Genomic DNA, 21905 nt, shown 5'->3' on the forward strand with positions numbered 1-21905 from the left:
ACACTGGAGCGTCTTCTGAGCCTGCTGTCGGCCTTTGAGGTCGTGGTATGGATGACGGATGGCTGGCCGCTGTATGAATCACGCCTGAAGGGAAAGCTGCACGTTATCAGCAAGCGTTACACTCAGCGCATTGAGCGACATAATCTGAATCTGAGACAACATCTGGCAAGGCTGGGACGGAAGTCACTGTCGTTCTCAAAATCGGTGGAGCTGCATGACAAGGTCATCGGGCATTATCTGAACATAAAACACTATCAGTAAGTTGGAGTCATTACCTGTTTCGGTATACAACATTCAGGACGAAACCGGGCAATTTAAACCCTACCCGGCAAGTAACTTCTCCACTGCTGTTCCGCAAAGCGCCACGGCAATGCTGGTCACGGCATTGAAAGATTCTCGCTGGTTTATACCGCTGGAGCGCTAGGGCTTACAAAACCTGCTTAACGAGCGCAAGATTATTCGTGCGGCACAAGAAAACGGCACGGTTGCCATTAATAACCGAATCCCGCTGCAATCTTTAACGGCGGCAAATATTATGGTTGAAGGTTCGATTATCGGTTATGAAAGCAACGTTAAATCGGGCGGTGTTGGGGCAAGATATTTTGGGATCGGTGCAGACACGCAATACCAGCTCGATCAGATTGCCGTGAACCTGCGTGTCGTCAATGTGAGTACCGGTGAGATCCTCTCCTCGGTGAACACCAGTAAGACGATACTTTCCTATGAAGTTCAGGCCGGGGTTTTCCGCTTTATTGACTACCAGCGCTTGCTGGAAGGGGAAGTGGGTTACACCTCAAACGAACCCGTTATGCTGTGTCTGATGTCGGCTATCGAAACAGGGGTCATTTTCCTGATTAATGATGGTATCGACCGTGGTCTGTGGGATTTGCAAAATAAAGCAGAACGGCAGAATGACATTCTGGTGAAATACCGCCATATGTCGGTTCCACCGGAATCCTGACAGATAAAAAAGCCGGAATTATCATCCGGCATTTTACTGTTTAAGCGAAAGCGTGAGTGCCCCTCACGCTTTATTTTTGATTTCCTGCTCACGGTGAGCCGTCTTTGCACTACGCGCCGCCAGCCACAGGCCGCTGTTTTTCATTGCGTAACCAAATACCAGCCCAAGCGCCAGCGAAGGTAACACCAGTTTCCAGTCACCCTGCCCGGCAAACGTCGCGCATGCGCCTATAAACGTCCCCGGAACAAATGAAAGCAGCAGCTGTTTGGCCTGAATACACATCAGAAACGCCACAATACCGGTTATGACATAACCGAGAATTTCCAGATGTGGTGCCAGTGCACTACCGTAAATAATGACCATCGCCCACACCACGCCACTAAGCAGGGTTGCAGCGGAGATCGCCAGCCCTTTCAGCCCACCTTGCGGGCAGGCAAAGTAGGCCGTACAGCCCAGGAAGCCCGCCCAGCTTAGTAAGCCCAGGGAAACAGCCACCCATCCCCAGATACCGGAGAGAATGCCTGTTGTGATTGCAATAGAGAGAAGTATGTTCATGCCGCGCATGATAGCAGAAAACGCGGCCATGAATGAGATCGAGCACACATTTTATGCAACAACAAATTATCTGTTGCAGTTATGAGTGACGATGATCACATTTACTCTTCAGAATCTTCTTCCAGCTCGTCCCACATTGCACTAATGGCATCACGGGTTAGCGGTGCCATGGTGCGCCAGAAAGGCGTGGTTGCATGGGCCTCCACTTTGCCGAGGAACGCACCACACCAGGGTAACAGATACTCACTGAACAGTGTTTCCAGTGCTTCGCTCTCATCTTCCGTTGACTGATCTTCCATCCAGGAAGCCGCAAGCAGCAATGTGCCGATGTGATCGGCTGGCGTATCCGCCAGTGGCATCCCTCGTTCGGAAAGAAAAGCGCGCACTTCCGCTTCCGTTGCGTCCTCAACCCATGCGCTACGATATGGCGGCACGGCACATTCATCGCCGATAAACAACGCATTGTAATCGGCAGAGACTTGCGCCATATCACAGCTTTTCTGTAAACGCGTCAGTAACTCATCCTGCTCCAGTGGCCAGTTCGCAGCCAGTTTCCCCTCACGAATCAGGGTAAACAGCGGCACCAGTAAAGGATCTTGCGGTTGGCGGTAATAGAGCGAACCCAGCACACGACAGAGGATAGAAAACTCGTTCATTAATATATTTCCATTACTAGTAATTAAAGGTCTGCAAATTCCGCAATCGGTGCCATACCGCGAGATTCAAGGAAGTTCAGTAAGCGGCGCGGAGAAACATTCAAAATGCGCTCTGGCGGAAAATCTACCGCGTCGAGGATTTTAAGACACTCTTCAAATTCCCCCATGGTAAACGCGGTGTGAGAATCCGAGCCTAATGCCACCCAACCTCCAGCATCACGTACCGCTGCGGCTACCGCACGACAGTTGTCTTCACTGCCCTTACGTGAGTGTAAAAATGAAGAATTATTGATTTCCAGCGCCACCTGATGTTTCGCGGCTGCTTCAGCAACGGCTTTCACATCTATTTCATATTTGGGATTTCCGGGATGGCTTATTATATGCACATTGCCGCTGGCGATAGTGGCGATCATCGCTTGTGTATTGGTCGCTTTGTCATGTGGTGCAAAAACCGGCTCATGAAAACCGGCAATAATCAGATCCAGCGAGTCAAACATTTTACCGCTGCAATCAATTTCACCATCAACATTTTTAATGTTAGCTTCGATGCCGCGCAGGATCCCTACCCCATCAACCACTCGCGGCCAGATACGCATGTTAATGAAGTGCCAGTGATGCGGAGCATCTTCCATATCCGGGCCATGATCGGTGATCGCAAAAAGTTTAATGCCCTTTTGTTTGGCCTGGGCAATGTAATCACTCAATGTGCTATATGCATGTGTGCTGGCAACGGTATGCATATGAAGGTCGACGGGATACATAACTCTCTCCTGTATTCAATTCCCGCCAAGGATAGCAGGAATCCTGATGCTTTATTAGTAGCCGCGTGCGCGGTCGACTTGCCCGCAGACCCTCTCCCCTTTTTCGAGCTGGGCAATGGTGCGAGAAATGTACTCCACAGCTTCAGCGGGACGGGTAATCGCGGCGACATGTGGTGTTATCGTCACGCGTGGATGTTGCCAGAGCGGACTTTCAGGCGGTAAGGGTTCACGATTAAAAACATCCAACATTGCGCCTTTAACTTTGCCGCTATCCAGCGCCGCGAGCAGGTCATCTTCCACAACATGAACACCACGCGCCAGGTTGAGGAGATACGCGCCATCCGGTAATTTTTCGAGTAATTGTTGATTAATAATGCCGACGGTTTCAGGGGTATTCGGTAACAAATTAATCAATACCCGACATTGGCTCAGAAATGCAGACAGTTCTTCCCGTCCGGCAAAGCTTTGCACGCCAGGCCACGATTTACGGGTTCGACTCCAGCAACGCAGCGGAAAGCGCCAGGTTTGCAGACTCTGAGCAACTTTACTGCCCAGTACGCCTGCGCCCAAAATGCCGATGGTAAAATCTTCCCAATGATATTCAGGCAGCGGTTGCCAATGCGAACTATTTTGCTGGATGCGATAATCGTCAAAACGTCGAAACCAATGCAGCACCTGACTGACAGCATATTCCTGCATTTGCTCGCCCATACCAGTATCTTCCAGGCGAAAAAGTGGAACAGAAGGGTTCAGCATTTCAGGGTGTGCCTGTAGCTTGCTCAAAATAGAATCAACACCGGCCCCGAGTGCGAACACCGCTTTAAGATCGCGCCCTGCCAGCATTTCAACAGGAGGATGCCAGACTAAAGCATAATCAGCAGAGTCATTATCTCCGCTTTTCCATGCTCTGACTCTTGCCTGAGGAATAGCTTTGCGCAGTGCCTCAATCCACCATTGGGTATCGAACGTTGGGTGATAAAAGATGATATCCATACTGACTCCCGAAAAGCGTTGTGCGAAATTTATTCGCACTTATCGTTATGATCTACAAAGGCCACCAGCATAACAAATCCGTGGTCGGTGGCAAAAAAAGCAGATTTCGCTTATTAAAACCACACATTGATTGAAGTTTGAATAAACGCGCGATTTTTTCAAAAAGTTTGTTGACCTCAGGTCATGATTTCCCTAAATTAGCGCCCGTTCCAGCAAGACAGGAACAACAATTTGGTGAGGTGTCCGAGCGGTTGAAGGAGCACGCCTGGAAAGTGTGTATACGGCAACGTATCGGGGGTTCGAATCCCCCCTCACCGCCAGATTATAAGTGCATGTTATTGTTTAACATGCGCTTTTTTATTTTTCCTTCCAGACAGTATGCCATCGGGTATGCCATCTGAAACCGGTTTATATGCCCCGCGATCATATCTTATCGGACAATTTCCGATCTTTGAGCATACTGGCAAAGCTATACTGCCAGCATATCAGGATAGTGTTTTGCGATAATATCATTCAGTCTGTCAACCAGTTCTGGTTTTCTGAACGTGATATGCGCGGAGCCCTTCTTAAAGTATCTGATGCTGAACATCTCATCTTCATAGCTCTCTTTACCCTGAACAGACTGAATGTGATCATCCAGACGAAGGGTGATGTTTCCCCGGTTGTCGGGGATTGGTTTACCGCTGAACAGGTGCAACATTCTTTCCAGATCGGCGAGTCGGTCAGCCTGTTGTCCGGTGATAAGATGAAATCTATGGTCACCCCCGTTTTTGCAACACTGATTTTTGATTAATGGTTGGCTTGCTTAAATCTATCCGGCGTCTCTGTGGGCAAGGATGCCCGCGCCCCGATGAGTTCCGCACCTGATAATCCTAAAAATCCCCTCGGCTTCAGTGAGCCATTTCATCTGTTAGGTTTTTAATCAGGTCGATTTGCCGTTCATGTCATCAATAATCAGTCTTCGCAAAACCAGAAAGGTAACTTGTATCTTATTGTTTAAAATAAACTAATTGAGTTATATCAGCATCTATATCAGGCCTGATATTCTTTTTTCTGAGTAGTGATTGCCCAGGCAATTCGAGCCAGTTTATTTGCCAGAGCGCAGGTAACCACATTCGAATGCTTCTTGTTGAGTTGCTCCCGAACCCACTCAGCAAGTTTTCCATGCTTGCGTTCAAGTCGCATTATGAATGAGCGGGCACACTGAACCAGTAACCGGCGTAAATTTTTATCACCTCGCTTACTGATACCCAACAGAGTCGATTTTCCTCCAGTGCTATACTGCCGGGGAACAAGTCCTGTGGAAGCTGCAAAATCCCTGCTGCATGAGAACTGTTTCCCGTCACCAAGTTGCGACGATAGTAAGCTGGCAGTAATCGGACCAACACCAGGAATTGTCATAATGCGCTGAGCGGTATCATCAGCGTTGATTGACTGACTTAATTCTGATTCCAGCTCTGCTATTTGCTCAACAAGGTAAAAGTAGTGGGTATGCAACCTCACCAAAAGGCGGCTCAGATATTCGGGGATTTCGTGTTCAGCCAACACGAGAGACAACCGTTTTATTACAGCATCACCTATCGGCAGGCTGATTCCAAATTCCAGCAAGAAACCGTGGATCTGGTTGGTTGTTTTCACCTTATCTCTGATGAGCGATTCTCTGACCCGGTGTAACGCCCTCATGGCCTGCTGGGTCTCAGTTCTTGGCTGGACAAAACGCATTGATGGTCGTGAAGCCGCTTCGCATATGGCTTCTGCATCAACAAAATCATTCTTATTACTTTTGACAAACGGGCGAACGAACTGTGGAGAAATCAGCTTAGTTTCATGCCCAAAATCAGAGATACAGCGAGCCATAAAGTGTGCACCCGCACAGGCTTCCATTACAACAACTGAGGGCGGACATGTCGCCAGAAACTGCATCAGTTTAGTACGGGTAAATTTTTTACGCAGAAGAGCCTTACCAGACTTGTCTTGACAATGAATGTGGAAGGAGTGCTTTCCGAGATCGATACCAATAAGTGTGATGTTCTGCATGATGGTCTCTCCGTTAAAGGGATTTACCTTAACAGCGTACTGCTGTTAAGGTGGGGGTGACCATATCATTATCCCCACCGGTCCCATCTCACCAGATTGTTGACGATAATTTTACTGCCAAATTTACAGGGGCAATTGGTTTTGTAATTCCAGTTCAGCCCTCTGAAGACGTTGATCACCCCTCGCTCAAACACCTCATCCTTATTCTGGTGCAGTTGTTCAAATGTGCTCAGAATGTTCGCTTCGCTGATTTCCGGAAAATTATCGTACTCCAGTGACCGGTACCATGTATCACGGGCCTGCGTATCCATTAATGACAGCATCCCGGAACGTTGCATCAGGTCACGCCAGATTTCGCGATCAAGATTCCGGGTAATGGCTTTCATTGCTGTTTCGGGTTTCTCCATCAGCCAGCAGCCGCAGCGAAAATCCTGTTTCATGGCCCAGTCCGGGGCAGTTTTACCTCCGATGCTTTCCGTCAGCACCGAGATTTCAGCCAGTTGTCGGATAAGTGTGTCGATTTGCAACAGTGTACTCTTTCGTACAGCCAGAATGTGGCGAATGCTGGTTGAGCAGATAACGTCCGTATGCCCGTTGACCACTTCCGGACGGGAGATTGTGATATCTGACATAATCGATATTCCTTTTTGCAGATAAATGAAAACGCCAGCCCTGTGCAGGCTGGCGTCAGAGGAATGAAGTCTGGTGAGTGAGCTTCACCGGTTCTGGTGCAGAAGCTGCAGATGACGCAGGGTACGGACATCCTCCCGGGCCTGTTCGATACAGGGCAACAGTGCTGCTGAATCCGTTTTATCCTCATCGTTGTCAAAGATAATTCCCGATCCGCAGTCGATATTGTCCTGCAGCCACGCAATCAGAATATCCAGCGCTGTTTCCGTGGTTAATGATTTCATGTTGTTCCTGGTTACCAGTCGAAAGTGGGTAAACCCGGCAGGCATTCAGCGCTGGCATCCAGATGAATGAGACTGACGCCATAACGCCGGATGAGTGTGACGACCAGACGACGGAACGTTTTTGACAGCCCCAGGCGTTTAAGCCGCAGAACCGGGTATGACCACGCATCGGTACGTAACAGATATCCGCTACCTGTAAAATGAATCCATTCTGATTCACCGAAGTCACTGGTCTGGTGTGACAGCGAGTACAACCAGGCGTTGTCCGTTTCCGTGATATGTGCGGTACTGCAGCGTATGCCGGTAAGGGTAGCAAATGGTGGCGTGCATTCTGCTGAGGTCTGGTCAGATTCATCAACAACACGAAGGGAGTAGCCGTTATCGCAGACCATGTTAATCAGTTCAGCGAGCTCAATACCATCGACGTCAACGACAATGCGCCCTATGTTCAGTGCCTGTACGTTAACGCTGTCGGCTTCCAGTGTCAGGGCCAGTTTCATCATTTCGCCTCCGGATACTTACCCAGGGTAATGTTATTTACCGTTCTGTAATTGTCGCGGGTCATCAGGCCGGTCGCCCGGCGAGCCCGGAGGATATCAATACTGTTTATTAACTGAGAGCGGGGACAGGTGCTGAATCCCGGCTGGTCGGTACGCACCAGCGCGTATTTTTCCACGAGAAAATTAACTGCATCACACAGTGAAATGCCTGCCTCAATATGCTGCTCAATCACACGTTCATCGACAAACGGTGTGTCATTCAGTGTGAGGCCATAATGCTGGTCCAGCAGTCGGATGAGCAGTGTCTGCCAGATGGTGACGGGAGACGGGCAGCGAGATACCTCCCGTACATGTGTGTCGGATAATGTTTTCATCTTAAGTTCTCTGTAACTGGTAGTGCTAAAGGTGAGAGCTTCGGGGTTATGAGGTGGTTGCGGGTGCTGGTGTCGGATAAACAGCCAGATAAACGTAACCACAGGAGCCGAGGGTGTCGGCTTCGCAGGTCAGCCCTTTTGCATACAGCGTGACGGTATGCTGATATCGGGGATTCAGTTCACCGCTGGTGAGCATGAGTTCCAGTTGTTTCATCAGCAGCGGAAAGGCCTGGTCCAGATGGTATGCATCTGCGTCGCTGAAGCGGCCTCTGATACCGGCGCGGTCGGCAAGGTAATACAGGCGGTTACCCTCTTGCACCAGACGAGCGCCAAAACAGGGCCTCACTGTGCAGGGAAGCCCCCACCAGGGGCGGTCGTGATTGTCATCGGGATGAGTTATCCCGGAGAGTTTGTCTGACACGATAAAATCCTCTCTGAAAAGTGGTTAAGAATGGTTTAACGATGACAGGTCAGCCGGCGCGCTGACCGGTTTCGGTGAAGATGTATGCATTGATGAGAATGGCCTCATCCACAGCGGCGTCTGAGGTCATCTGGTCGTACTCGTTTCCCGGGTGACGGAACATCAGTTCAGGGTGACACTCATCAGCCGGACATACGGGCCAAAACTGTCCTTACGGCGTTCTGCAAACACGGCAAGAACGCCGGGAATATCCTGCACTTCACGACCAGTATACGCTTCAGCACTGCCGTGCCAGCGATACTTACCGGTACAGAACGGAAAAAGACGGGATGCAGGATGCTGTTGGTGAATACGCATGGCTTCACCACGGGTGATGATTCTCATGATGTGATACCTCTGAAGACAGAAGATAAAAGTGAAAACAGGTGTGATGTGGTTGTGACGGGTTAAAGCAGACCATGTTCGGCAAAGGAGAAAACCTGGTTGCCACCGACTATCAGATGGTCCGGCACCCGGATATCCACCAGGCCCAGTGCCTGTACCAGACGTTCGGTGATAAGCCGGTCTGCCTTACTGGGTGTGACTTCACCGGACGGGTGATTGTGCGCCAGCACCACGGCAGCGGCATTGTGGTACAGGGCGCGTTTAATCACTTCCCGGGGATGAACTTCCGTACGGTTGATGGTGCCGGTGAAGAGGGTTTCACCGGCAATCAGCTGATTCTGGTTGTTCAGATACAGCACCCGGAACTCTTCCCGCTCCAGTCCCGCCATGTTCAGAATCAGCCATTCCCGTGCCGCACGGGTGGAGGTGAAGGCCACGCCGGGTTCATGAAGATGGCGGTCCAGGGTTTGCAGGGCCCGCAGAATGAGACTGCGCTCGCCGGGCGTCATGTTTCCGGGCAGAAAGGAAAGCTGCTGCATTGTCCCTGCCTCCATTCAGTCGATGATGCGCATAATGGCGCTGCATTCCGGATGCTGCAGGGCGTAATCCCGCAGCCGGTAATAATGGACCGTCATGGCATAACACTCCGTACGACAGGCATGATGACTGTACGTCATCAGACAGGCAGCAATGCCGGCGGCTTCCGGGCTCATTTCAGCGCGGTTACCGTTCATGGCATTGAACAGTACCCATGTTTCGTCATCATCGTCATCCGGTTCGGGTGCCATAAATGCCCCGCCGTTGTTCAGGGTGTACAGATTCCAGATACCACCGCAGTAGTCTTCACACAGACGGTCCATCCAGCCGAAGACACGGGGTTCCAGGGTGACCCACTGTGGAATGAGGCCAAAATGCTGCGGCCAGAAGCTGATGCGCTGTTCATCAGGGACGGGAGTGGCAACCAGTTGTTGCAGGCCAGTCTCCGGTGCACAGGCCGAAGCGGTGGTGTTCTGAGACAATGTTTTCATGTATGAAATCCTTGTAATGTGAATAAATGAGAGGGAGTAAAGGTCGGGAGCTGGCAACATCACGTTCATCACTGACCGTGATGACCCGGTAATATCAGGGATGAATGATATTCGGCTGAAATTCCGGACAGCCGTACGCGTAACCGTTCCGGTCACAGACGGATGGCCAGATGCCATTGCCTGTATACTCAGTCTGCACAGACTGATTTCTCCGGGACGGTAAAGCAGACGGGTACACCAGGCGCACAGGTCATCATCAGAAATGGAACGACACCCCGGCAGCGCCTCCGGGGCGTCGGGTGATTCTGGTGCCTGAATCACGCCTTCAGGGACATGCTGCATCAGCGCAGGCTCTCCAGCAGCGTTTCTGCCATTACCCACAATGCGCGGTTGAGCTTAATATCGGTGTCGATGTTGTGAATGGCACGGGTGTGGATACGTTTTCCTTTTGCACTGCGGCCGGAAATCCCGCCTTTCAGCATATTCTCCTGGATGGTCTGATATGCGCTCCACAGGTCTTTACCGTAATCCTCCCTGCGTCGTGGTGTCAGAATGTCAGCGGTGGTGACTGGCTGATGTTCGTCACCATAACGGTAAGTCAGTGCCGCCTGTGCCAGCGCCTGGCGTGCCGGTGGCGGCAGGACCAGCGACTGCATGGCATCACGCTTTTCCTCAATCCGGTCAAAAACCCCCACCACTTCGTAAGCCCCTTCGATAACTTTCTCCACCACATTTCCCCGGTGTGGAACACGCACTTCCCCCAGAGACTGACCGCAGACGCAGCCATTCTGGCAGACGAATCTGAAGTAACCCGGCAGCATCTGGTAGCTGGAGGTACCGTCATGAGAGTTGAGCAGAATAATTTCAGGGACATGTTCTCCGTTTATCTCTCCGGCCCGCCGCAGACGCAGCATGTGTTTTGTGTATCCCCGGCGGCCCGGGTCGCGCACGCGGGTCTGGCAGGCGAAGAATGGCTGAAAACCTTCCTGCTGCAGGCTTTCCAGTACGGTGATGGTGGGAATGTACGCATATCGTTTACTGCGGGAAGTATGCCGGTCTTCACCGAAAATACTGGGAACATAGTGCATCAGTTCTTCGTGTGTCAGCGGACGGTCACGGCGTATCTGGTTCGCATAACCAAAACGACTGGCTAGTCGCATAATTTGCTCCTTATCGGTGGTTACGATTTACTGGTGTAATAAATGAAAAAGCTGCGTCTCCCGGAGAAGACGCGGCCTGACAGATGAAATGAATGACGTTTATTGTCTGAGAAGCCCTTAACTGGCGAGCTGAGTATTAAGCTGTGTTCCGGCATCACCAGCGCAACTGACCTTCAGCATTACGGATAACCAGCCGGGAATATGTTCCCTGGTCATCTTCAGTAAACACATTGCGGTAAGCTGTTTTGACGGCAACAGCCTGTTCGCGTGAGAAAGGGCCTTCGGGCAATAAACGTGATGTACAACCCGGCATATCTGTTGCTCCCTGAAAGTAAAAAGCCCCGGTCATGATGACCGGGGCCTGAAGGAGAGTGACCTGATTATCAAAAAGTCACATTCAGCGTGGCCTGACCGTTATAACCTTCAGCGCTGCTGCCGCTGACGCTGTGGGCATAACCGGCCTGAACGCCCAGGGTGATATTTTCCCGGACACGGGCTTCCAGTCCGGCCTGCAGGTCCAGTGACGTGCCATTCCGGGACGGTGAGAACGTCATGTTACTGCCGGCGGCGGCTGTCCCCATGCTCATGTCACCCCGGGAGCTGAAAGTGCGGATAACAGAAGGCTGTACCCACCAGTTCACCGGCAGTTCACTCACACGGTGTTTTGTACTGTCGCGCAGAGTGTCACGGGATGAGGTGCCTTCACCAAAGCTCATATCGTTGTGGCTGCCCAGACGGAAACCGGCACGCACATGTTGTGCACTGCCATGCCCGAACTTCACATAACCGGCGTTATCCTGGCCGTCATCCAGGGTAAGTCCCTGCCAGGTATAGTGCAGTTGTGGCTCCAGCATCAGGTTGTCAGTGATACTGAAGGGCAGACCGGTTTCCAGTGAGCCCAGCCAGCCCCAGCCCCGGGCACGGAAGTCGTTATTGTCCGATGACGCTTTCATGCTGTGGCGGGTTCCCTGTGCCACAATGTCAGCCCACAGGCCGGAGGACGTGTGTGTCAGATTCAGGTATCCGCCCAGGCTGCCGGCATCATCCCGGACCGTGCCGGCGCGGGAACCGTCATCATCCTTAACATCAACGGAAGAATGGCCTGCGGCACCATACACCCCTGTCGTCAGAGACATACCGGCAACCTCTGTTCTCAGCAGGTCACCCTCCAGACGGACGAAGCCATAGCTGCCGCTGCTTTCCGGCGTGGCTCCACGGGCAATACCGCCGTTGTTATCGTGACCGAGATGACCGCCCTGAATGCTGAGACGGACGCTGTTATTTTCACCGTTTACACCGGTCTGATGGCTGCGGGAGCCTGCCAGAATCCGGTCATAGTCCATTGCCTGTGTCAGCATGGATGTATACAGGGGGACTTCAGCACGATAAGCATTTTCACTGCGCAGGTACCAGTCTTCATCGCTGTCACGGTTCAGGGTGTAGTTAAAGGCGCCGGCCTGAAGCGGGCGACTCAGGGCAAACGCACCTTCTTCTGTGGTGGCGCCATTCTGTGCATCCACAACCCGGATACCCTGTCCGGAGGTTGCCACCCCGAGGTTACTGTTTCCGACATTTGTAAACGCAAGCCAGGTTTTGCCGGTTGCCTGACCACCATTAATCACCAGCTGGTCAGAGGTATTGCTGCCATCAAGGCGAACACGCATATTGATGGTGCCACCCTGACCGGTGAGGTTACTGGTGGTCAGTTTATGGAACGTTACCGGGGAGTCGCCTTTTGCAACAGCACGGCTCAGCGCGGCATCCGGTGTCGTCTGATTATCAAAGCGAATCTCCCCTGCGTTAACAATATCGCCGGTACTGACCACATCGCCATTCAGTACCATGCTGGCACCTTTACTGAGCTGTGTTCTGCCACTCAGACTTCCCCCGGCAGCCAGCGTCAGTGTTCCACGATGTCCGACAGTGGTGTTGCTGGCCAGTCCTCCGGCATTAACCGTAAAGCTGCCGCCATTTTCCAGCAGCAGTCCGCTGGCCTGACCGGATGTGCCATCAATACTGAACTTACCGCTGGCATTGGTCCCCTCAACAGTGGCACCACTGTCTGCAATCAGGGCACCACCGGATGTCATGGTGACACCTGTTGCCTTACCACCGGCAGACACTGCCAGGGTTCCGCCGTCATCCACCCGTGTTTTCTGCGCTGAATGGCCTTCCAGTACATCCAGGCGACCGCCGGACTCCAGAACAACTCCGTCAGCCTTACCGTTTTCCACCGTGAAATTGCCCAGACGGTTGCTGCCAAGAACCGTTGCCGCAGTACTGGTAACCAGTGCTCCACCCTGTTTCAGGGTGACATGTGTGGCGGTACCACCGGCGTTCACCTGCAGTTTGCCTTTCTGGTTAACGGTGGTGAAATCCGCCAGACCACCTTCCTTGATAATCTGCCAGCCGTCACTGTTTACAACAGTGCCAGACGCCGTACCGCCGTTGTGCACATACTGGTAACCGCCATTCAGTGTGGTATCCAGCGCATGCCCGTGTACCGTCTGGTCGCCGCCGGCATAAACCACAGTGGTATTTGCTGTTCCTTCAGCAGCCACAATCTGACGACCATTTTCATTGATAGTGGTACGTACGGCATTTCCGCGAACAAACTGCCCGGTATCACCATTTTCTGCATCTGGTCCCCCTTCCGCGCCGGTATTCACAACCGTGTCGGTTGCCATTGCGCCGGATTTGACGGTCTGCCAGCCCTTCTCATTAATGACGGTACCCGTTGCAATCCCGCCTTCATGTACCCACTGCTCACCGCCGTTCAGAGTGGTATTCACTGCCTGCCCCTGAAGGCTCTGTCCGCCTCCGGCACTGATAACCGTGTCTGAAACGCTTCCTCCGGCATTCACTCTCTGAAGACCACCACCGGTGACAGTAGTGTTGTTGGCGATACCGCCATTTTGTATCCATTGCCCGCCGGTATTGGCCTCGTTATCCGGCCCATACTCCAGACCGCTACTGATGGTCATTCCGTTGGCCGTACCGAGAACAATCTGGTTGTCATGATTTGTCAGTGTTCCGCCGTTCACGGTTTCTCCCGCCTGTACAATCGTGTCAGCAGCCAGTGCCGGGACTGATGTGACAGCAGCAAGAGACAGCACAACCGCCACACCGGCGCGTTTTCCCCGTGAGCGGGCCAGTTCGGAAGCCACCACCAGGGTGCCCGTAATGTGATTCCATACCAGCCTGTAGCTGGTGTTCAGATGTCGTTTCATCAGCTTTTCCTTACAGAGGGTGAATAAAAAAGCCGGTACCCACAAAAGTGGATACCGGCAGGTACAAAACAGCATGGTCAGATAAAGTGGTTTTTCCCGGACATAAATGCTTCCCCTCTCTCATCCGCCAGAGAAGTATCAGTCCGTTGTGTGCAATTCCGTTCTGCATGATGAAGAGATTCAGCTGCCTTTTCGCAGACCATTAACCACTATAAACGATCGATAGCAACGATCGATATCTGTTTTATCGATAGTTTTATTCTATTAACGACAAGGCGGTCACGCAAGAGAAACAGGAGGAGTATGAGGGGTTTGTGTCATGTTTTCAGTTGGTTAACGTAATGTTATCAGGCATTTCCCTGGCAGACTGTTCAGAAGAAAATCCAGTTCCATACAGCGCGGGCAACAGAGACCACCGTGTCACGGACGGCACGCAGAACCGTACGGGCAACAGAGGCAACACAGACGCTCTCCGCCGTGTCAAATATCCGGTCCACCGCACCGGTAAACTGTTCACGGGCCTGACCCCGGACAGATTCCGTGCGCAGCTCGTCCTGCAGGCGGGTCATCAGGGGACTGGCGGCATGGTCGGGAAGTGCTGTCATTAGCGCACTGACCAGCGTATCCAGTTCCCAGCCGGTGCGGGCCGATACGGCAACAACCGGATGTACGGGCCGGAACAGACGGAATACCGCCTCCGTTTTTTCGCGAATATTCTGTGCCTGTGCGGGAGAAGGCTGAATACCGGCCATATCCCATTCATGGCAGGGCTCCGTTTTGTCGGCCTGCGTCACCACAAACAGCACCTGCTGATGTCCCCGGTGCAGGATGTGTCGCCAGAAATACTCATCCACAGACAGGGCACGGTCATCGGCTTTAATCAGCCACAGTACCAGGTCAAGTTCAGGCAGAATGTCACGGTACAGGGCTTCATACTCTGCATCTCTGTCCCGGCTCTCGCCCACCCCGGGCAGGTCAGTGATAACCATGCTGTGACCATGGCCACTCAGACGGAAACGCTGCACTTCCCGGGTGCCGGCGTGAACATCACTGACCGGAGTGACCTCCCCCTGAAACAGTGCATTACAGAGTGAGGATTTACCGGCCCCGCTTTTACCCATAATGCCAATCACGGGTTCGTGACTGGTGAGTTTGCGCAGATGTTCCAGGATGTGACGGGAAAGTGAGTAAGGCAGGGAGGAGAGCGGTTTTTCAATTGCCTCAATGGCATCAGACGGATTCATACATGTATTCCCGGTGAAAAAAGACAAAACCCCCGCACACCGGAAAGGTGGCGGGGGACTCACGGAGATAATATATGTCTGAAATTATCTGGAATGTCGGTACCTTTTATACTCTTCAACAATCAGGTCATGCAGCATTTCGCCGGTACTGAGTCTTCTGACCCTCGATAATTCTTTGAGCTGCGCCCTGGTTTCTGCGTCAAGAAAAAACTGTACATTGACTTTATCTTCCTGCATTTTTTTGTACTTGCGCTGCGCCTTGGCCTTATTGAAACTGTTTCTGAAATTTTTTATATCGTCAGGTGAGGTGAGTGGACAGGTAACCCATATGTCAAATGAAAGGTGAATTGCGTGGTAAATATCAGCAGAACCAGGAAAACTGGCCAGTTTTTCCAGTGCAATATTTTTTCCCTTCAAATAATTCCATGTCCATATGCATTCATGTTCGTTCTCCGGGAGGAGGTAACTGAAAGGACTCTTTGATTTAAATGCCCGCATCCATCTGTCTTTGGTCTGGATTATCCACTCATCCCGCAAATTCTTATCAGAAAGAATATCGAGAACTCTGAGTATTTGTCTGAACTGTGTCGATGAGTCCGACGGGAAGGCATTCCCTTCCAGATACTCTTCTTTAAGATACAGTTTATTCTTTTGAAGCAAGTCTGCGCTTATTTTTGCCCTGTTATTCTGGATAAACTGCATCAACAGATACCAGGAAAATAAGCATGCGCGTTCACTGCCCGCGATCCAGGATATTTTTTCCAGGGGGACCAGGAAGGCCAGGGCCTTCAGACGCATACCAGAAATTATTTGTTCAAGTTCAAAATCTGAAAGTGTGATGTTCAGATTTTCTCTGTTTTTTTTTATGTAAGCGATAAAACGTTCCGGGGGATCATAAACATTAAGGGGCAGTACGGAGATATTACGCTCTCCAAGATAATAAGAGTAATACGCATTTGTTCTTTCATTCATAACCTTATCCGACAAAATTTTCTGAACCATCCTCTTTCTCCGACTGCTTAAAAATTAAACATAATAAGGTGATAATAATATGATAAAAAGAAGTTTATAACGGTATATTAAGATGGTCAATAAAAAGGCAATCTGCGCGCTGTATAGTCATTCTGACAGGAAATGCAGGAGGAAGGGAAGGTAACCGGCTTCGTTATGCTGACAGGAATACCTGTTATCATGGAAGTGCACTCATGTGGCCGACGTAGCTTAAGAGGATGGAAGAGTGGAGACTGCAGACAGGGGGTATTGAAAGGTAAACATGTTTCGCCCGCCAGCTGCACCGGGGGCCAGCATCACTTTTTTTACGTTGTAACCCGGTATGCATTCCGGCTTTGATGATTACAGTCAGAGGGCAGCAGACTGACGTTATTTAACCGGACAGAAAAATTATGGACACTGAAATATCGTCTGTTAATACCTCGTTTGTCGGTGTGGTATTCCCTGTATTACCGGCGTCACCGATAAAGAGAGTTATAAACGCCAGAAAGGTACCTCCTTTATGCCGGGGAACACTTACGGAAAATGAAGTCTGAAAAGGAGCACAATGAAAAGAGGCGTGTCCCGTAAATATAACGAATCATCGCAGGATATACATTATCAGGTGATACCAGAGGGCATTAAACTGTCGCCACGGATAAGAATATACAACATTTCTGATAACAAAACATCATAACGTGTTTCAGATATGTTCCGGTATCAGTCTGACGGATATTATTTCCCGGTAAAACAAACCGGCTACTGTAACGGTTAACTGTATCTGCATAAATTATTTATGATGAAAGAACAGTATTACGGATTCAAATATCATCCTGTTTGCATTCAGGCGGACATTCCCGGATGCCGGAAAGAATATCCTGCAGGCTGAGTGAGTCTCTTCCACAGTGCCGGGATCGCTGTCGCCACGTACATATTGTCACCAGGATGGGTATGTACCGCAGCATGCCATTTCTGGTGAATAACCGCACCTGCACATTCAGTCTGCTGAGAACCTGGCGTGTATCGGGCTGTAAAGAACATCCCTGTCCGTGGCTCCTCTGGTGGTGTTGCCTGCTCAGCAATGACAGGATGCCCTTAAGACGCCCGTCATGGCTCAGTATGATGACGACGAACACGCTCTGCAGGTGAGCATGGGGGCCGGGAGCATCATCATTTCCGTATTTTGTCACACCTTCCGGAAGCAACCGGCATCAGTTGCGGCTATCGTCAACCGTTGTGCGGTATGCCAGGAGCACGTACTGATCCATCAGATCCGTCAGTGCTGCGCTCTGCCTCTGACGGTTGATGATCCATTCCTCCAGCTCTTTTTCTGATTTCCGTTTCAGGTTCTCTTTCCAGTCTTCAAGGCTGTTTCCGGTCATTAAATCAAGCCAGCAAAGCCAGACCAGTTTGAGGCGCAACTCCGTGCCACCAAACTGACGGAAGAGGCTGATCAGTTTATTTGCCAGAGAACGCTGCCTCAGACGTTCACATTCAGACAGGAGAATGCCTTCCAGCATCGGATGATGAACCAGCAGATGTTCACTGGTGCATAAATTCACTATCAGATCATCATCCAGGGGCGGCGTGGCCCGTTTGTCAGGGCCATAAATCAGCCGGTGCAGGCTCTGGGGTACGATGGCAATCTCCGGTTTTTCACCATTGAATGACACCCAACCGGGCGTCAGATTATGGAAGTAGTAGATATTCGGATGACACACGCCCCAGGATACGGCGTGCCGGGTGAAGCCGGTCAGCCATTTCTGGTAGCTTTCGTGGAGCCATTCGTAGCGGGTCTGATACTGTTGTTTCATTTTCATATTCCTCACGGGGATATAACAGGCAGCAGAATGCCGCCGGCAGGCCGGGGATTACGTCTGCTGCGGGTGAACGGATAACGGTCAGAAATTACGGGCGGGGCTGTGCAATACGCGCCTGTAGCCAGGCTTCCACTTCACTTTTCAGCCAGCGGGAGCTGCGGCCCAGCTTGATGGGAGCCGGAAAGGCCCCATCCCTGATGAGCCTGTAAAACCACTTATCTGTCAGGCCGGTCAGTTGAGTGATAAATGCCATGTCGACCATCTGGTCATCCATCAGTGAAACTGGGGTAGCCATGAGAATGTTCCTCCGGATGTTGTTAAACCAGCCGGTGTGGTCATGAAAACAGCGCGCCACCTTCACCGGCATAACAACCGGGGAGAAACGTAAAAAATAATCGGGAATGTGACCGCCAGGAGATAAACGGGGAGGTTGCGGTGGCTGAGCCGTACCGGTATACCGGGTGGTTGTTGCGAAAAGATGCTTCCGCACGCACGCGCGATAAAGAGGGGATAGTTTTCGTGAGGACAGGGAGAGAAGCAGGCGTTCTGATAATTGCAGAGTTGTTTTCGGAGGTAGTTACAGTGAGTCAGCCCGTTCCTGGCGAGGAGGAGACTGATATCACCGATGGGATAAGGCTGTCTGATTGGTATTATAAATATAAGAAGTCATCAGAGAGTAACGTAAAGGATTTGCCAGAGTAAGCTAAGAGAGTAAATCTCTCCGGTAACAGAGCGCTGTGAATCGTTCATGTATCAGAGTGCAGATACATGAACGCTGATGCGTAAAATCAGCAGTGACACGCCAGCTCCCCCTGTGCCCATTCCTGTATAAGACATGAACTGAGCGTATTAATGCTCCTGCCCTGAGACTGAGCCGGTGAGTGAGGGGCTGAGAAATCCCTCTTGACACTGCTCTAAACCAGAAATACTTCCCCGGTTGTTGCGGTGCGTCCGGATCCCCGATAACGGAACACTAAGGCTGTATTGCGGGACACCAGGTAAGTGGCAGCCCGTAATACGTCAGGAGACGCGGGAAAAGTGAATTCCCACACGCGTTATAAACTTACCCTTGCGGAGCTGGAAGCCTTTAACTCTGCCGTTGACAACCGGCTGGCAGAACTGACAATGAACAAACTTTACGATCGCGCGCCGGCTTCCGTCTGGAAATACGTCACCTGAATATTGAAGCAGCGCTACGATGACTCCGGTGTTATCTGCACCGGAGGACCGGGAACATTAAGCGGTATAGCGACAACAAAGAATTCGAAATCAAAAGGGAATGGTGCCGGAGGCGTGGGCGGTAATAGGCTGATTTTCAGGTATTACCGGCTTACAACGTGTGGTTGATATTGAGGGGCTGTGAGTTTCGCGTATTTGTCAGAAACCCAGATGAGTTTTCCTGTATGGGACGAAATAAGGCAGCGGCAATCCCTGGAAAATTTAATATGGTATGAAGGAGAACCTGTCGGTTACGCTTAATATACACGGTACACTGTCAGCTCAGGGGATACATGAACCGTTATCTCACCAGCTACACAGTATACACACACTGACGCTGACAGTAGTCAGCAGGACCACAATAATCAGCGCCAGCAGTATGGTAACGATACGGTCTGTATTCCGGTAGTAGCCGAAGGGGTCGACAGAACCACAATACGGGCAACACACTGTATTATGAGTAATCGCGTTTCCACAGTCCCTGCACTTCTTTTTGCGTATCACCATCACTCCCTCCTCACAGCCTTACCCGTAACCGGTTTTTTACATTAAAAAACGACGCTGAAAATTCAACCGTCAGTCCGGAGACGACCGTTCGGGTTATCACAGAGTGCCTGAGACAGTGTCCTGCCGGAGGTCACTTCAGGGACTCTGCGTATTTTTTACGACGTGGCTATTCCGTATGAACCATACGGAGATTTAACCATGACCTACAAATACAACCCCTTCTGGCAGCAACGTATTCGTGAGACGGTGCGGCACGCACTGAATGTTCATCCCCGCCTGACGGCATTGCGGGTTGACCTGCGTCTCCCGGATGTACCGGCAGCAACGGACGCAGCTGTGATATCCCGCTTCATCAATGCCCTGAAAGCCCGAATCGACGCTTACCAGAAACGTAAGCATCGGGAAGGTAAACGCGTGCATCCCACAACCCTGCATTACGTCTGGGCCCGGGAGTTTGGGGAGTGCAAAGGTAAAAAACACTATCACCTGATGCTGCTGGTCAACCGGGATACCTGGTGTCGTGCCGGTGATTACCGCGCTCCGGAGTCTCTGGCCGGGATGATTAAACAGGCGTGGTGCAGTGCCCTGGGAGTGGATGTCGGGTGCCATGCCACGCTGGTGCATTTTCCGGCCTGGCCGGCGGTGTGGCTGGCGCGTAATGATGACACCGGCTTTCAGCAAGTGCTGGAACGTGCTGACTATCTGGCGAAGGAGCATACCAAAGCTCACTGCACCGGTGAGCGCAATTTTGGCTGTAGCCGGAGTTGAGCACGACTGGCGCGCCAATATCCGGCAAACCAAAAGTATGGGTTGTTGTCTGGCGGCAACGATGTATCCACTCGCCCACTGACTGTTTTTTACGTCAGTGTTCCATTGTGTGACAACCACAGTGCTGTAACAGCAACCAGCCTGCTTTACCCAAACTCCAGTCCAGATTTTAACTGAACCGCCATTCACACCCTGACCACGCTGCCCGTACCGGGACGGCTGTTGCCTGCGTGTCGTCTGGCGGCTGAGGTATATGACTATGTACGCAAAATCCTTTATCGCTCTTGATGGCAACGGACGTCTGACGGGCGCCCGTACTGCACAGGCCGCACCTTATGCTAACTACACCTGCCACTTGTGTGGCAGTGCACTCAGATACCATCCGCAATACGAAACTGAACTTCCCTGGTTTGAACACACTGACGACAGGCTGACAGAGCACGGTCAACAGTGCCCTTATGTCAGGCCGGAGCGCAGAGAAATACAGTTGATTAAACGTCTGCAGCAATTCGTACCGGATGCCTTACCCGTGGTGCGTAAAGCCAGCTGGCACTGCAGACAATGTCACCACGATTATTATGGGGAGCAGTACTGCACACACTGCCAGACCGGAGGATTCAGTATTCCCCGGACAACTCAGGAGGAAATATGCGAATTCTGAACTGTTATATGGCGAATGACAGCAAAGGCCATTTTGTTACGGCGAAAGAAGCTGCGAAGCACAACCGACAGGACGTTTTGTGCTGTGTGTCCTGTGGATGCCCGTTAACACTTCAGCGGGGCAATGACGGACAACCACCGTGGTTTGAACATGACCAGATGACTGTCGCTGAAAAAATCCTGCTGCGATGTACCTGGCTTGACCCGGCAGAGAAAGAGGCCCGTCGTTTGCATCTGCAGGGCATGACGGTTCCGGATTATACGGTGAAGGTGAGAAAGTGGTTTTGTGTGATGTGTGACGAAGATTATGAGGGGGAAAAGTGCTGCCCACGCTGCGGTACCGGGGTATACAGCAGGGCGTGGGGGCGGCAGGAGGTGCCGTCGGAAGATGCCAGGGCTGATAATCCGTTACAGAGGCTGTAATGGTTGCCTCCGGAGCAGTTTGCGGTGATGCCTTTCCCGGGAATGGATTGCCAGTGCGGGGACTGTGGAGCTTAATTCCGGTGTTGGTGGCCTTTCCGTTGATTTTATGCCAACAGCCCCCTGTGACTGACAGGCTGCCTCGTCATTCCATTCGTATCTCCAGTAACAGGGGGTTGTATTGTATTTTATTGTGCCGGTTCAGGTGTGCGTTTCCCGGCGCGTCTGCACCGGCTTAACCAAATTCAACAGGGATAAAATAGTGGTAAGCGTACAGCCTGAACCGTCTGGTCAGAATCTGACG

The 21905-nt window shown here is 51.4% G+C and carries 25 protein-coding genes, 1 tRNA gene and 5 pseudogenes; 9 read left to right on the forward strand and 22 right to left on the reverse strand.

All coding sequences use genetic code 11. The features are described from left to right. Window positions 1-261, forward strand: a 261-nt coding sequence (locus BHE85_RS09240; protein ID WP_000317683.1) for an IS1 family transposase, incomplete at its 5' end; no start/stop codon positions are given. A gap of 10 nt (window positions 262-271) precedes the next feature. Further along, window positions 272-961, forward strand: a pseudogene (gene csgG, locus BHE85_RS09245) (curli production assembly/transport protein CsgG); the annotation flags it as partial. A 63-nt stretch (window positions 962-1024) separates the two neighbouring features. Here csgG and BHE85_RS09250 read toward each other — a convergent pair. The 4 genes from BHE85_RS09250 to ghrA form a co-directional block, all read right to left on the reverse strand. Further along, complete coding sequence (locus BHE85_RS09250) at window positions 1025-1516, reverse strand: DUF1097 domain-containing protein (RefSeq protein WP_001297187.1); 492 nt, start codon at window positions 1514-1516, stop codon at window positions 1025-1027. 101 nt (window positions 1517-1617) lie between these two features. Beyond that, window positions 1618-2172 carry a molecular chaperone YcdY gene (ycdY, locus tag BHE85_RS09255; RefSeq protein ID WP_001001903.1) on the reverse strand — a complete coding sequence of 185 codons (555 nt, stop codon included), beginning with the start codon at window positions 2170-2172 and terminating at the stop codon, window positions 1618-1620. A 23-nt stretch (window positions 2173-2195) separates the two neighbouring features. Then, complete coding sequence (gene ycdX / locus BHE85_RS09260; protein WP_000283664.1) at window positions 2196-2933, reverse strand: zinc-binding phosphatase; 738 nt, start codon at window positions 2931-2933, stop codon at window positions 2196-2198. 54 nt (window positions 2934-2987) lie between these two features. Then, entirely contained in the window at window positions 2988-3926 is a 939-nt protein-coding gene (gene ghrA, locus BHE85_RS09265; RefSeq protein WP_000351323.1) for a glyoxylate/hydroxypyruvate reductase GhrA, read from the reverse strand. Between the two features lie 233 nt (window positions 3927-4159). On the opposite strand from ghrA, the gene BHE85_RS09270 reads away from it, so the two are divergent. Next, a tRNA-Ser gene (locus tag BHE85_RS09270) sits at window positions 4160-4246 on the forward strand. 149 nt (window positions 4247-4395) lie between these two features. Here the strand turns inward: BHE85_RS09270 and BHE85_RS09275 are convergent. The 15 genes and pseudogenes from BHE85_RS09275 to BHE85_RS09355 all read right to left on the reverse strand — a co-directional run. After that, window positions 4396-4677, reverse strand: a pseudogene (locus tag BHE85_RS09275) (DUF4942 domain-containing protein); the annotation flags it as partial. A 281-nt stretch (window positions 4678-4958) separates the two neighbouring features. After that, a complete protein-coding gene (locus BHE85_RS09280) occupies window positions 4959-5963 on the reverse strand; it encodes an IS110-like element ISSfl8 family transposase (RefSeq protein WP_001179707.1) in 1005 nt (334 codons plus the stop codon). Window positions 5964-6034: 71 nt separating this feature from the next. Beyond that, window positions 6035-6595: pseudogene (locus BHE85_RS09285) on the reverse strand (DUF4942 domain-containing protein); the annotation flags it as partial. Window positions 6596-6679: 84 nt separating this feature from the next. After that, window positions 6680-6877 (reverse strand): DUF957 domain-containing protein, encoded by a 198-nt coding sequence (locus BHE85_RS09290; protein WP_000839282.1) that lies wholly within the window; start codon window positions 6875-6877, stop codon window positions 6680-6682. A gap of 11 nt (window positions 6878-6888) precedes the next feature. Next, window positions 6889-7380: a DUF5983 family protein gene (locus tag BHE85_RS09295; protein ID WP_000976828.1), complete on the reverse strand. Its 492-nt coding sequence runs from the start codon at window positions 7378-7380 to the stop codon at window positions 6889-6891. Then, the gene (locus BHE85_RS09300) at window positions 7377-7751 is read right to left on the reverse strand and encodes a TA system toxin CbtA family protein (RefSeq protein ID WP_000854917.1); all 375 of its coding nucleotides are present in this window, start codon (window positions 7749-7751) and stop codon (window positions 7377-7379) included. Before BHE85_RS09300 ends, BHE85_RS09295 begins: the two co-directional genes overlap by 4 nt. 46 nt (window positions 7752-7797) lie before the next feature. Next, window positions 7798-8172: a type IV toxin-antitoxin system YeeU family antitoxin gene (locus tag BHE85_RS09305; protein WP_001280958.1), complete on the reverse strand. Its 375-nt coding sequence runs from the start codon at window positions 8170-8172 to the stop codon at window positions 7798-7800. Window positions 8173-8334: 162 nt separating this feature from the next. Then, window positions 8335-8556: a DUF987 domain-containing protein gene (locus BHE85_RS09310; protein ID WP_001220314.1), complete on the reverse strand. Its 222-nt coding sequence runs from the start codon at window positions 8554-8556 to the stop codon at window positions 8335-8337. 62 nt (window positions 8557-8618) lie between these two features. Then, the gene (locus BHE85_RS09315) at window positions 8619-9095 is read right to left on the reverse strand and encodes a JAB domain-containing protein (RefSeq protein WP_005011624.1); all 477 of its coding nucleotides are present in this window, start codon (window positions 9093-9095) and stop codon (window positions 8619-8621) included. A gap of 15 nt (window positions 9096-9110) precedes the next feature. Continuing rightward, the gene (locus BHE85_RS09320) at window positions 9111-9584 is read right to left on the reverse strand and encodes an antirestriction protein (protein ID WP_005011597.1); all 474 of its coding nucleotides are present in this window, start codon (window positions 9582-9584) and stop codon (window positions 9111-9113) included. Between the two features lie 341 nt (window positions 9585-9925). Next, window positions 9926-10744: a DUF932 domain-containing protein gene (locus BHE85_RS09330; RefSeq protein WP_001234651.1), complete on the reverse strand. Its 819-nt coding sequence runs from the start codon at window positions 10742-10744 to the stop codon at window positions 9926-9928. Window positions 10745-10861: 117 nt separating this feature from the next. Next, window positions 10862-11057 (reverse strand): annotated as a pseudogene (locus tag BHE85_RS09340) (DUF905 family protein). Window positions 11058-11127: 70 nt separating this feature from the next. Next, window positions 11128-13974 carry an Ag43/Cah family autotransporter adhesin gene (locus BHE85_RS09345; protein ID WP_000820563.1) on the reverse strand — a complete coding sequence of 949 codons (2847 nt, stop codon included), beginning with the start codon at window positions 13972-13974 and terminating at the stop codon, window positions 11128-11130. 371 nt (window positions 13975-14345) lie between these two features. Then, window positions 14346-15218, reverse strand: coding sequence for a GTPase family protein (locus BHE85_RS09350; protein ID WP_001322100.1), 873 nt, complete (start codon window positions 15216-15218; stop codon window positions 14346-14348). A gap of 84 nt (window positions 15219-15302) precedes the next feature. Continuing rightward, complete coding sequence (locus tag BHE85_RS09355) at window positions 15303-16220, reverse strand: hypothetical protein (RefSeq protein ID WP_000250228.1); 918 nt, start codon at window positions 16218-16220, stop codon at window positions 15303-15305. A 1097-nt stretch (window positions 16221-17317) separates the two neighbouring features. Here BHE85_RS09355 and BHE85_RS28205 point away from each other — a divergent pair. Continuing rightward, a pseudogene (locus BHE85_RS28205) lies at window positions 17318-17514 on the forward strand (hypothetical protein). Here BHE85_RS28205 and BHE85_RS09375 read toward each other — a convergent pair. Together BHE85_RS09375 and BHE85_RS09380 are read right to left on the reverse strand one after the other, a co-directional pair. Beyond that, a complete protein-coding gene (locus BHE85_RS09375; protein ID WP_000813456.1) occupies window positions 17420-18022 on the reverse strand; it encodes a hypothetical protein in 603 nt (200 codons plus the stop codon). The pseudogene BHE85_RS28205 and the gene BHE85_RS09375 overlap by 95 nt on opposite strands. A 94-nt stretch (window positions 18023-18116) precedes the next feature. Continuing rightward, a complete protein-coding gene (locus tag BHE85_RS09380) occupies window positions 18117-18323 on the reverse strand; it encodes a helix-turn-helix transcriptional regulator (protein WP_000235221.1) in 207 nt (68 codons plus the stop codon). A gap of 140 nt (window positions 18324-18463) precedes the next feature. Here BHE85_RS09380 and BHE85_RS09390 point away from each other — a divergent pair, with 140 nt between their 5' ends. Continuing rightward, entirely contained in the window at window positions 18464-18730 is a 267-nt protein-coding gene (locus tag BHE85_RS09390; RefSeq protein WP_000840364.1) for a hypothetical protein, read from the forward strand. 300 nt (window positions 18731-19030) lie between these two features. Next, window positions 19031-19207, forward strand: coding sequence for an Hha/YmoA family nucleoid-associated regulatory protein (locus BHE85_RS09400; RefSeq protein ID WP_001344112.1), 177 nt, complete (start codon window positions 19031-19033; stop codon window positions 19205-19207). Between the two features lie 345 nt (window positions 19208-19552). Here the strand turns inward: BHE85_RS09400 and BHE85_RS27355 are convergent, their stop codons facing one another. Further along, window positions 19553-19753: a hypothetical protein gene (locus BHE85_RS27355; protein WP_001297219.1), complete on the reverse strand. Its 201-nt coding sequence runs from the start codon at window positions 19751-19753 to the stop codon at window positions 19553-19555. A gap of 198 nt (window positions 19754-19951) precedes the next feature. Here BHE85_RS27355 and BHE85_RS09410 point away from each other — a divergent pair, with 198 nt between their 5' ends. From BHE85_RS09410 to BHE85_RS09420, 3 genes are all read left to right on the forward strand, one after another. Next, complete coding sequence (locus BHE85_RS09410) at window positions 19952-20521, forward strand: inovirus Gp2 family protein (protein ID WP_000221544.1); 570 nt, start codon at window positions 19952-19954, stop codon at window positions 20519-20521. 259 nt (window positions 20522-20780) lie between these two features. Next, window positions 20781-21182: a putative zinc ribbon protein gene (locus BHE85_RS09415; protein WP_000270978.1), complete on the forward strand. Its 402-nt coding sequence runs from the start codon at window positions 20781-20783 to the stop codon at window positions 21180-21182. Continuing rightward, window positions 21170-21604, forward strand: a complete 435-nt coding sequence (locus BHE85_RS09420; RefSeq protein WP_001221615.1) for a zinc-ribbon domain-containing protein — start codon at window positions 21170-21172, stop codon at window positions 21602-21604. Before BHE85_RS09415 ends, BHE85_RS09420 begins: the two co-directional genes overlap by 13 nt. Window positions 21605-21905 lie beyond the last annotated feature (301 nt).

The organism is Shigella sp. FC1567 (assembly GCF_001743015.1).
GTDB lineage: Bacteria > Pseudomonadota > Gammaproteobacteria > Enterobacterales > Enterobacteriaceae > Escherichia > Escherichia coli.

What these genes read in the sequence shown, in the direction of transcription:
- BHE85_RS09345 (WP_000820563.1), bottom strand. Translation starts at nt 13,974, where the DNA reads ATGAAACGACATCTGAACACCAGCTACAGGCTGGTATGGAATCACATT.
- ycdX (WP_000283664.1), bottom strand. Translation starts at nt 2,933, where the DNA reads ATGTATCCCGTCGACCTTCATATGCATACCGTTGCCAGCACACATGCA.
- BHE85_RS09355 (WP_000250228.1), bottom strand. Translation starts at nt 16,220, where the DNA reads ATGGTTCAGAAAATTTTGTCGGATAAGGTTATGAATGAAAGAACAAAT.
- BHE85_RS09320 (WP_005011597.1), bottom strand. Translation starts at nt 9,584, where the DNA reads ATGAAAACATTGTCTCAGAACACCACCGCTTCGGCCTGTGCACCGGAG.
- BHE85_RS27355 (WP_001297219.1), bottom strand. Translation starts at nt 19,753, where the DNA reads ATGGTGATACGCAAAAAGAAGTGCAGGGACTGTGGAAACGCGATTACT.
- ghrA (WP_000351323.1), bottom strand. Translation starts at nt 3,926, where the DNA reads ATGGATATCATCTTTTATCACCCAACGTTCGATACCCAATGGTGGATT.
- BHE85_RS09310 (WP_001220314.1), bottom strand. Translation starts at nt 8,556, where the DNA reads ATGAGAATCATCACCCGTGGTGAAGCCATGCGTATTCACCAACAGCAT.
- BHE85_RS09290 (WP_000839282.1), bottom strand. Translation starts at nt 6,877, where the DNA reads ATGAAATCATTAACCACGGAAACAGCGCTGGATATTCTGATTGCGTGG.
- BHE85_RS09300 (WP_000854917.1), bottom strand. Translation starts at nt 7,751, where the DNA reads ATGAAAACATTATCCGACACACATGTACGGGAGGTATCTCGCTGCCCG.
- BHE85_RS09415 (WP_000270978.1), top strand. Translation starts at nt 20,781, where the DNA reads ATGTACGCAAAATCCTTTATCGCTCTTGATGGCAACGGACGTCTGACG.
- BHE85_RS09330 (WP_001234651.1), bottom strand. Translation starts at nt 10,744, where the DNA reads ATGCGACTAGCCAGTCGTTTTGGTTATGCGAACCAGATACGCCGTGAC.
- BHE85_RS09350 (WP_001322100.1), bottom strand. Translation starts at nt 15,218, where the DNA reads ATGAATCCGTCTGATGCCATTGAGGCAATTGAAAAACCGCTCTCCTCC.
- BHE85_RS09295 (WP_000976828.1), bottom strand. Translation starts at nt 7,380, where the DNA reads ATGATGAAACTGGCCCTGACACTGGAAGCCGACAGCGTTAACGTACAG.
- BHE85_RS09375 (WP_000813456.1), bottom strand. Translation starts at nt 18,022, where the DNA reads ATGAAACAACAGTATCAGACCCGCTACGAATGGCTCCACGAAAGCTAC.
- ycdY (WP_001001903.1), bottom strand. Translation starts at nt 2,172, where the DNA reads ATGAACGAGTTTTCTATCCTCTGTCGTGTGCTGGGTTCGCTCTATTAC.
- BHE85_RS09420 (WP_001221615.1), top strand. Translation starts at nt 21,170, where the DNA reads ATGCGAATTCTGAACTGTTATATGGCGAATGACAGCAAAGGCCATTTT.
- BHE85_RS09315 (WP_005011624.1), bottom strand. Translation starts at nt 9,095, where the DNA reads ATGCAGCAGCTTTCCTTTCTGCCCGGAAACATGACGCCCGGCGAGCGC.
- BHE85_RS09280 (WP_001179707.1), bottom strand. Translation starts at nt 5,963, where the DNA reads ATGCAGAACATCACACTTATTGGTATCGATCTCGGAAAGCACTCCTTC.
- BHE85_RS09250 (WP_001297187.1), bottom strand. Translation starts at nt 1,516, where the DNA reads ATGAACATACTTCTCTCTATTGCAATCACAACAGGCATTCTCTCCGGT.
- BHE85_RS09410 (WP_000221544.1), top strand. Translation starts at nt 19,952, where the DNA reads ATGACCTACAAATACAACCCCTTCTGGCAGCAACGTATTCGTGAGACG.
- BHE85_RS09380 (WP_000235221.1), bottom strand. Translation starts at nt 18,323, where the DNA reads ATGGCTACCCCAGTTTCACTGATGGATGACCAGATGGTCGACATGGCA.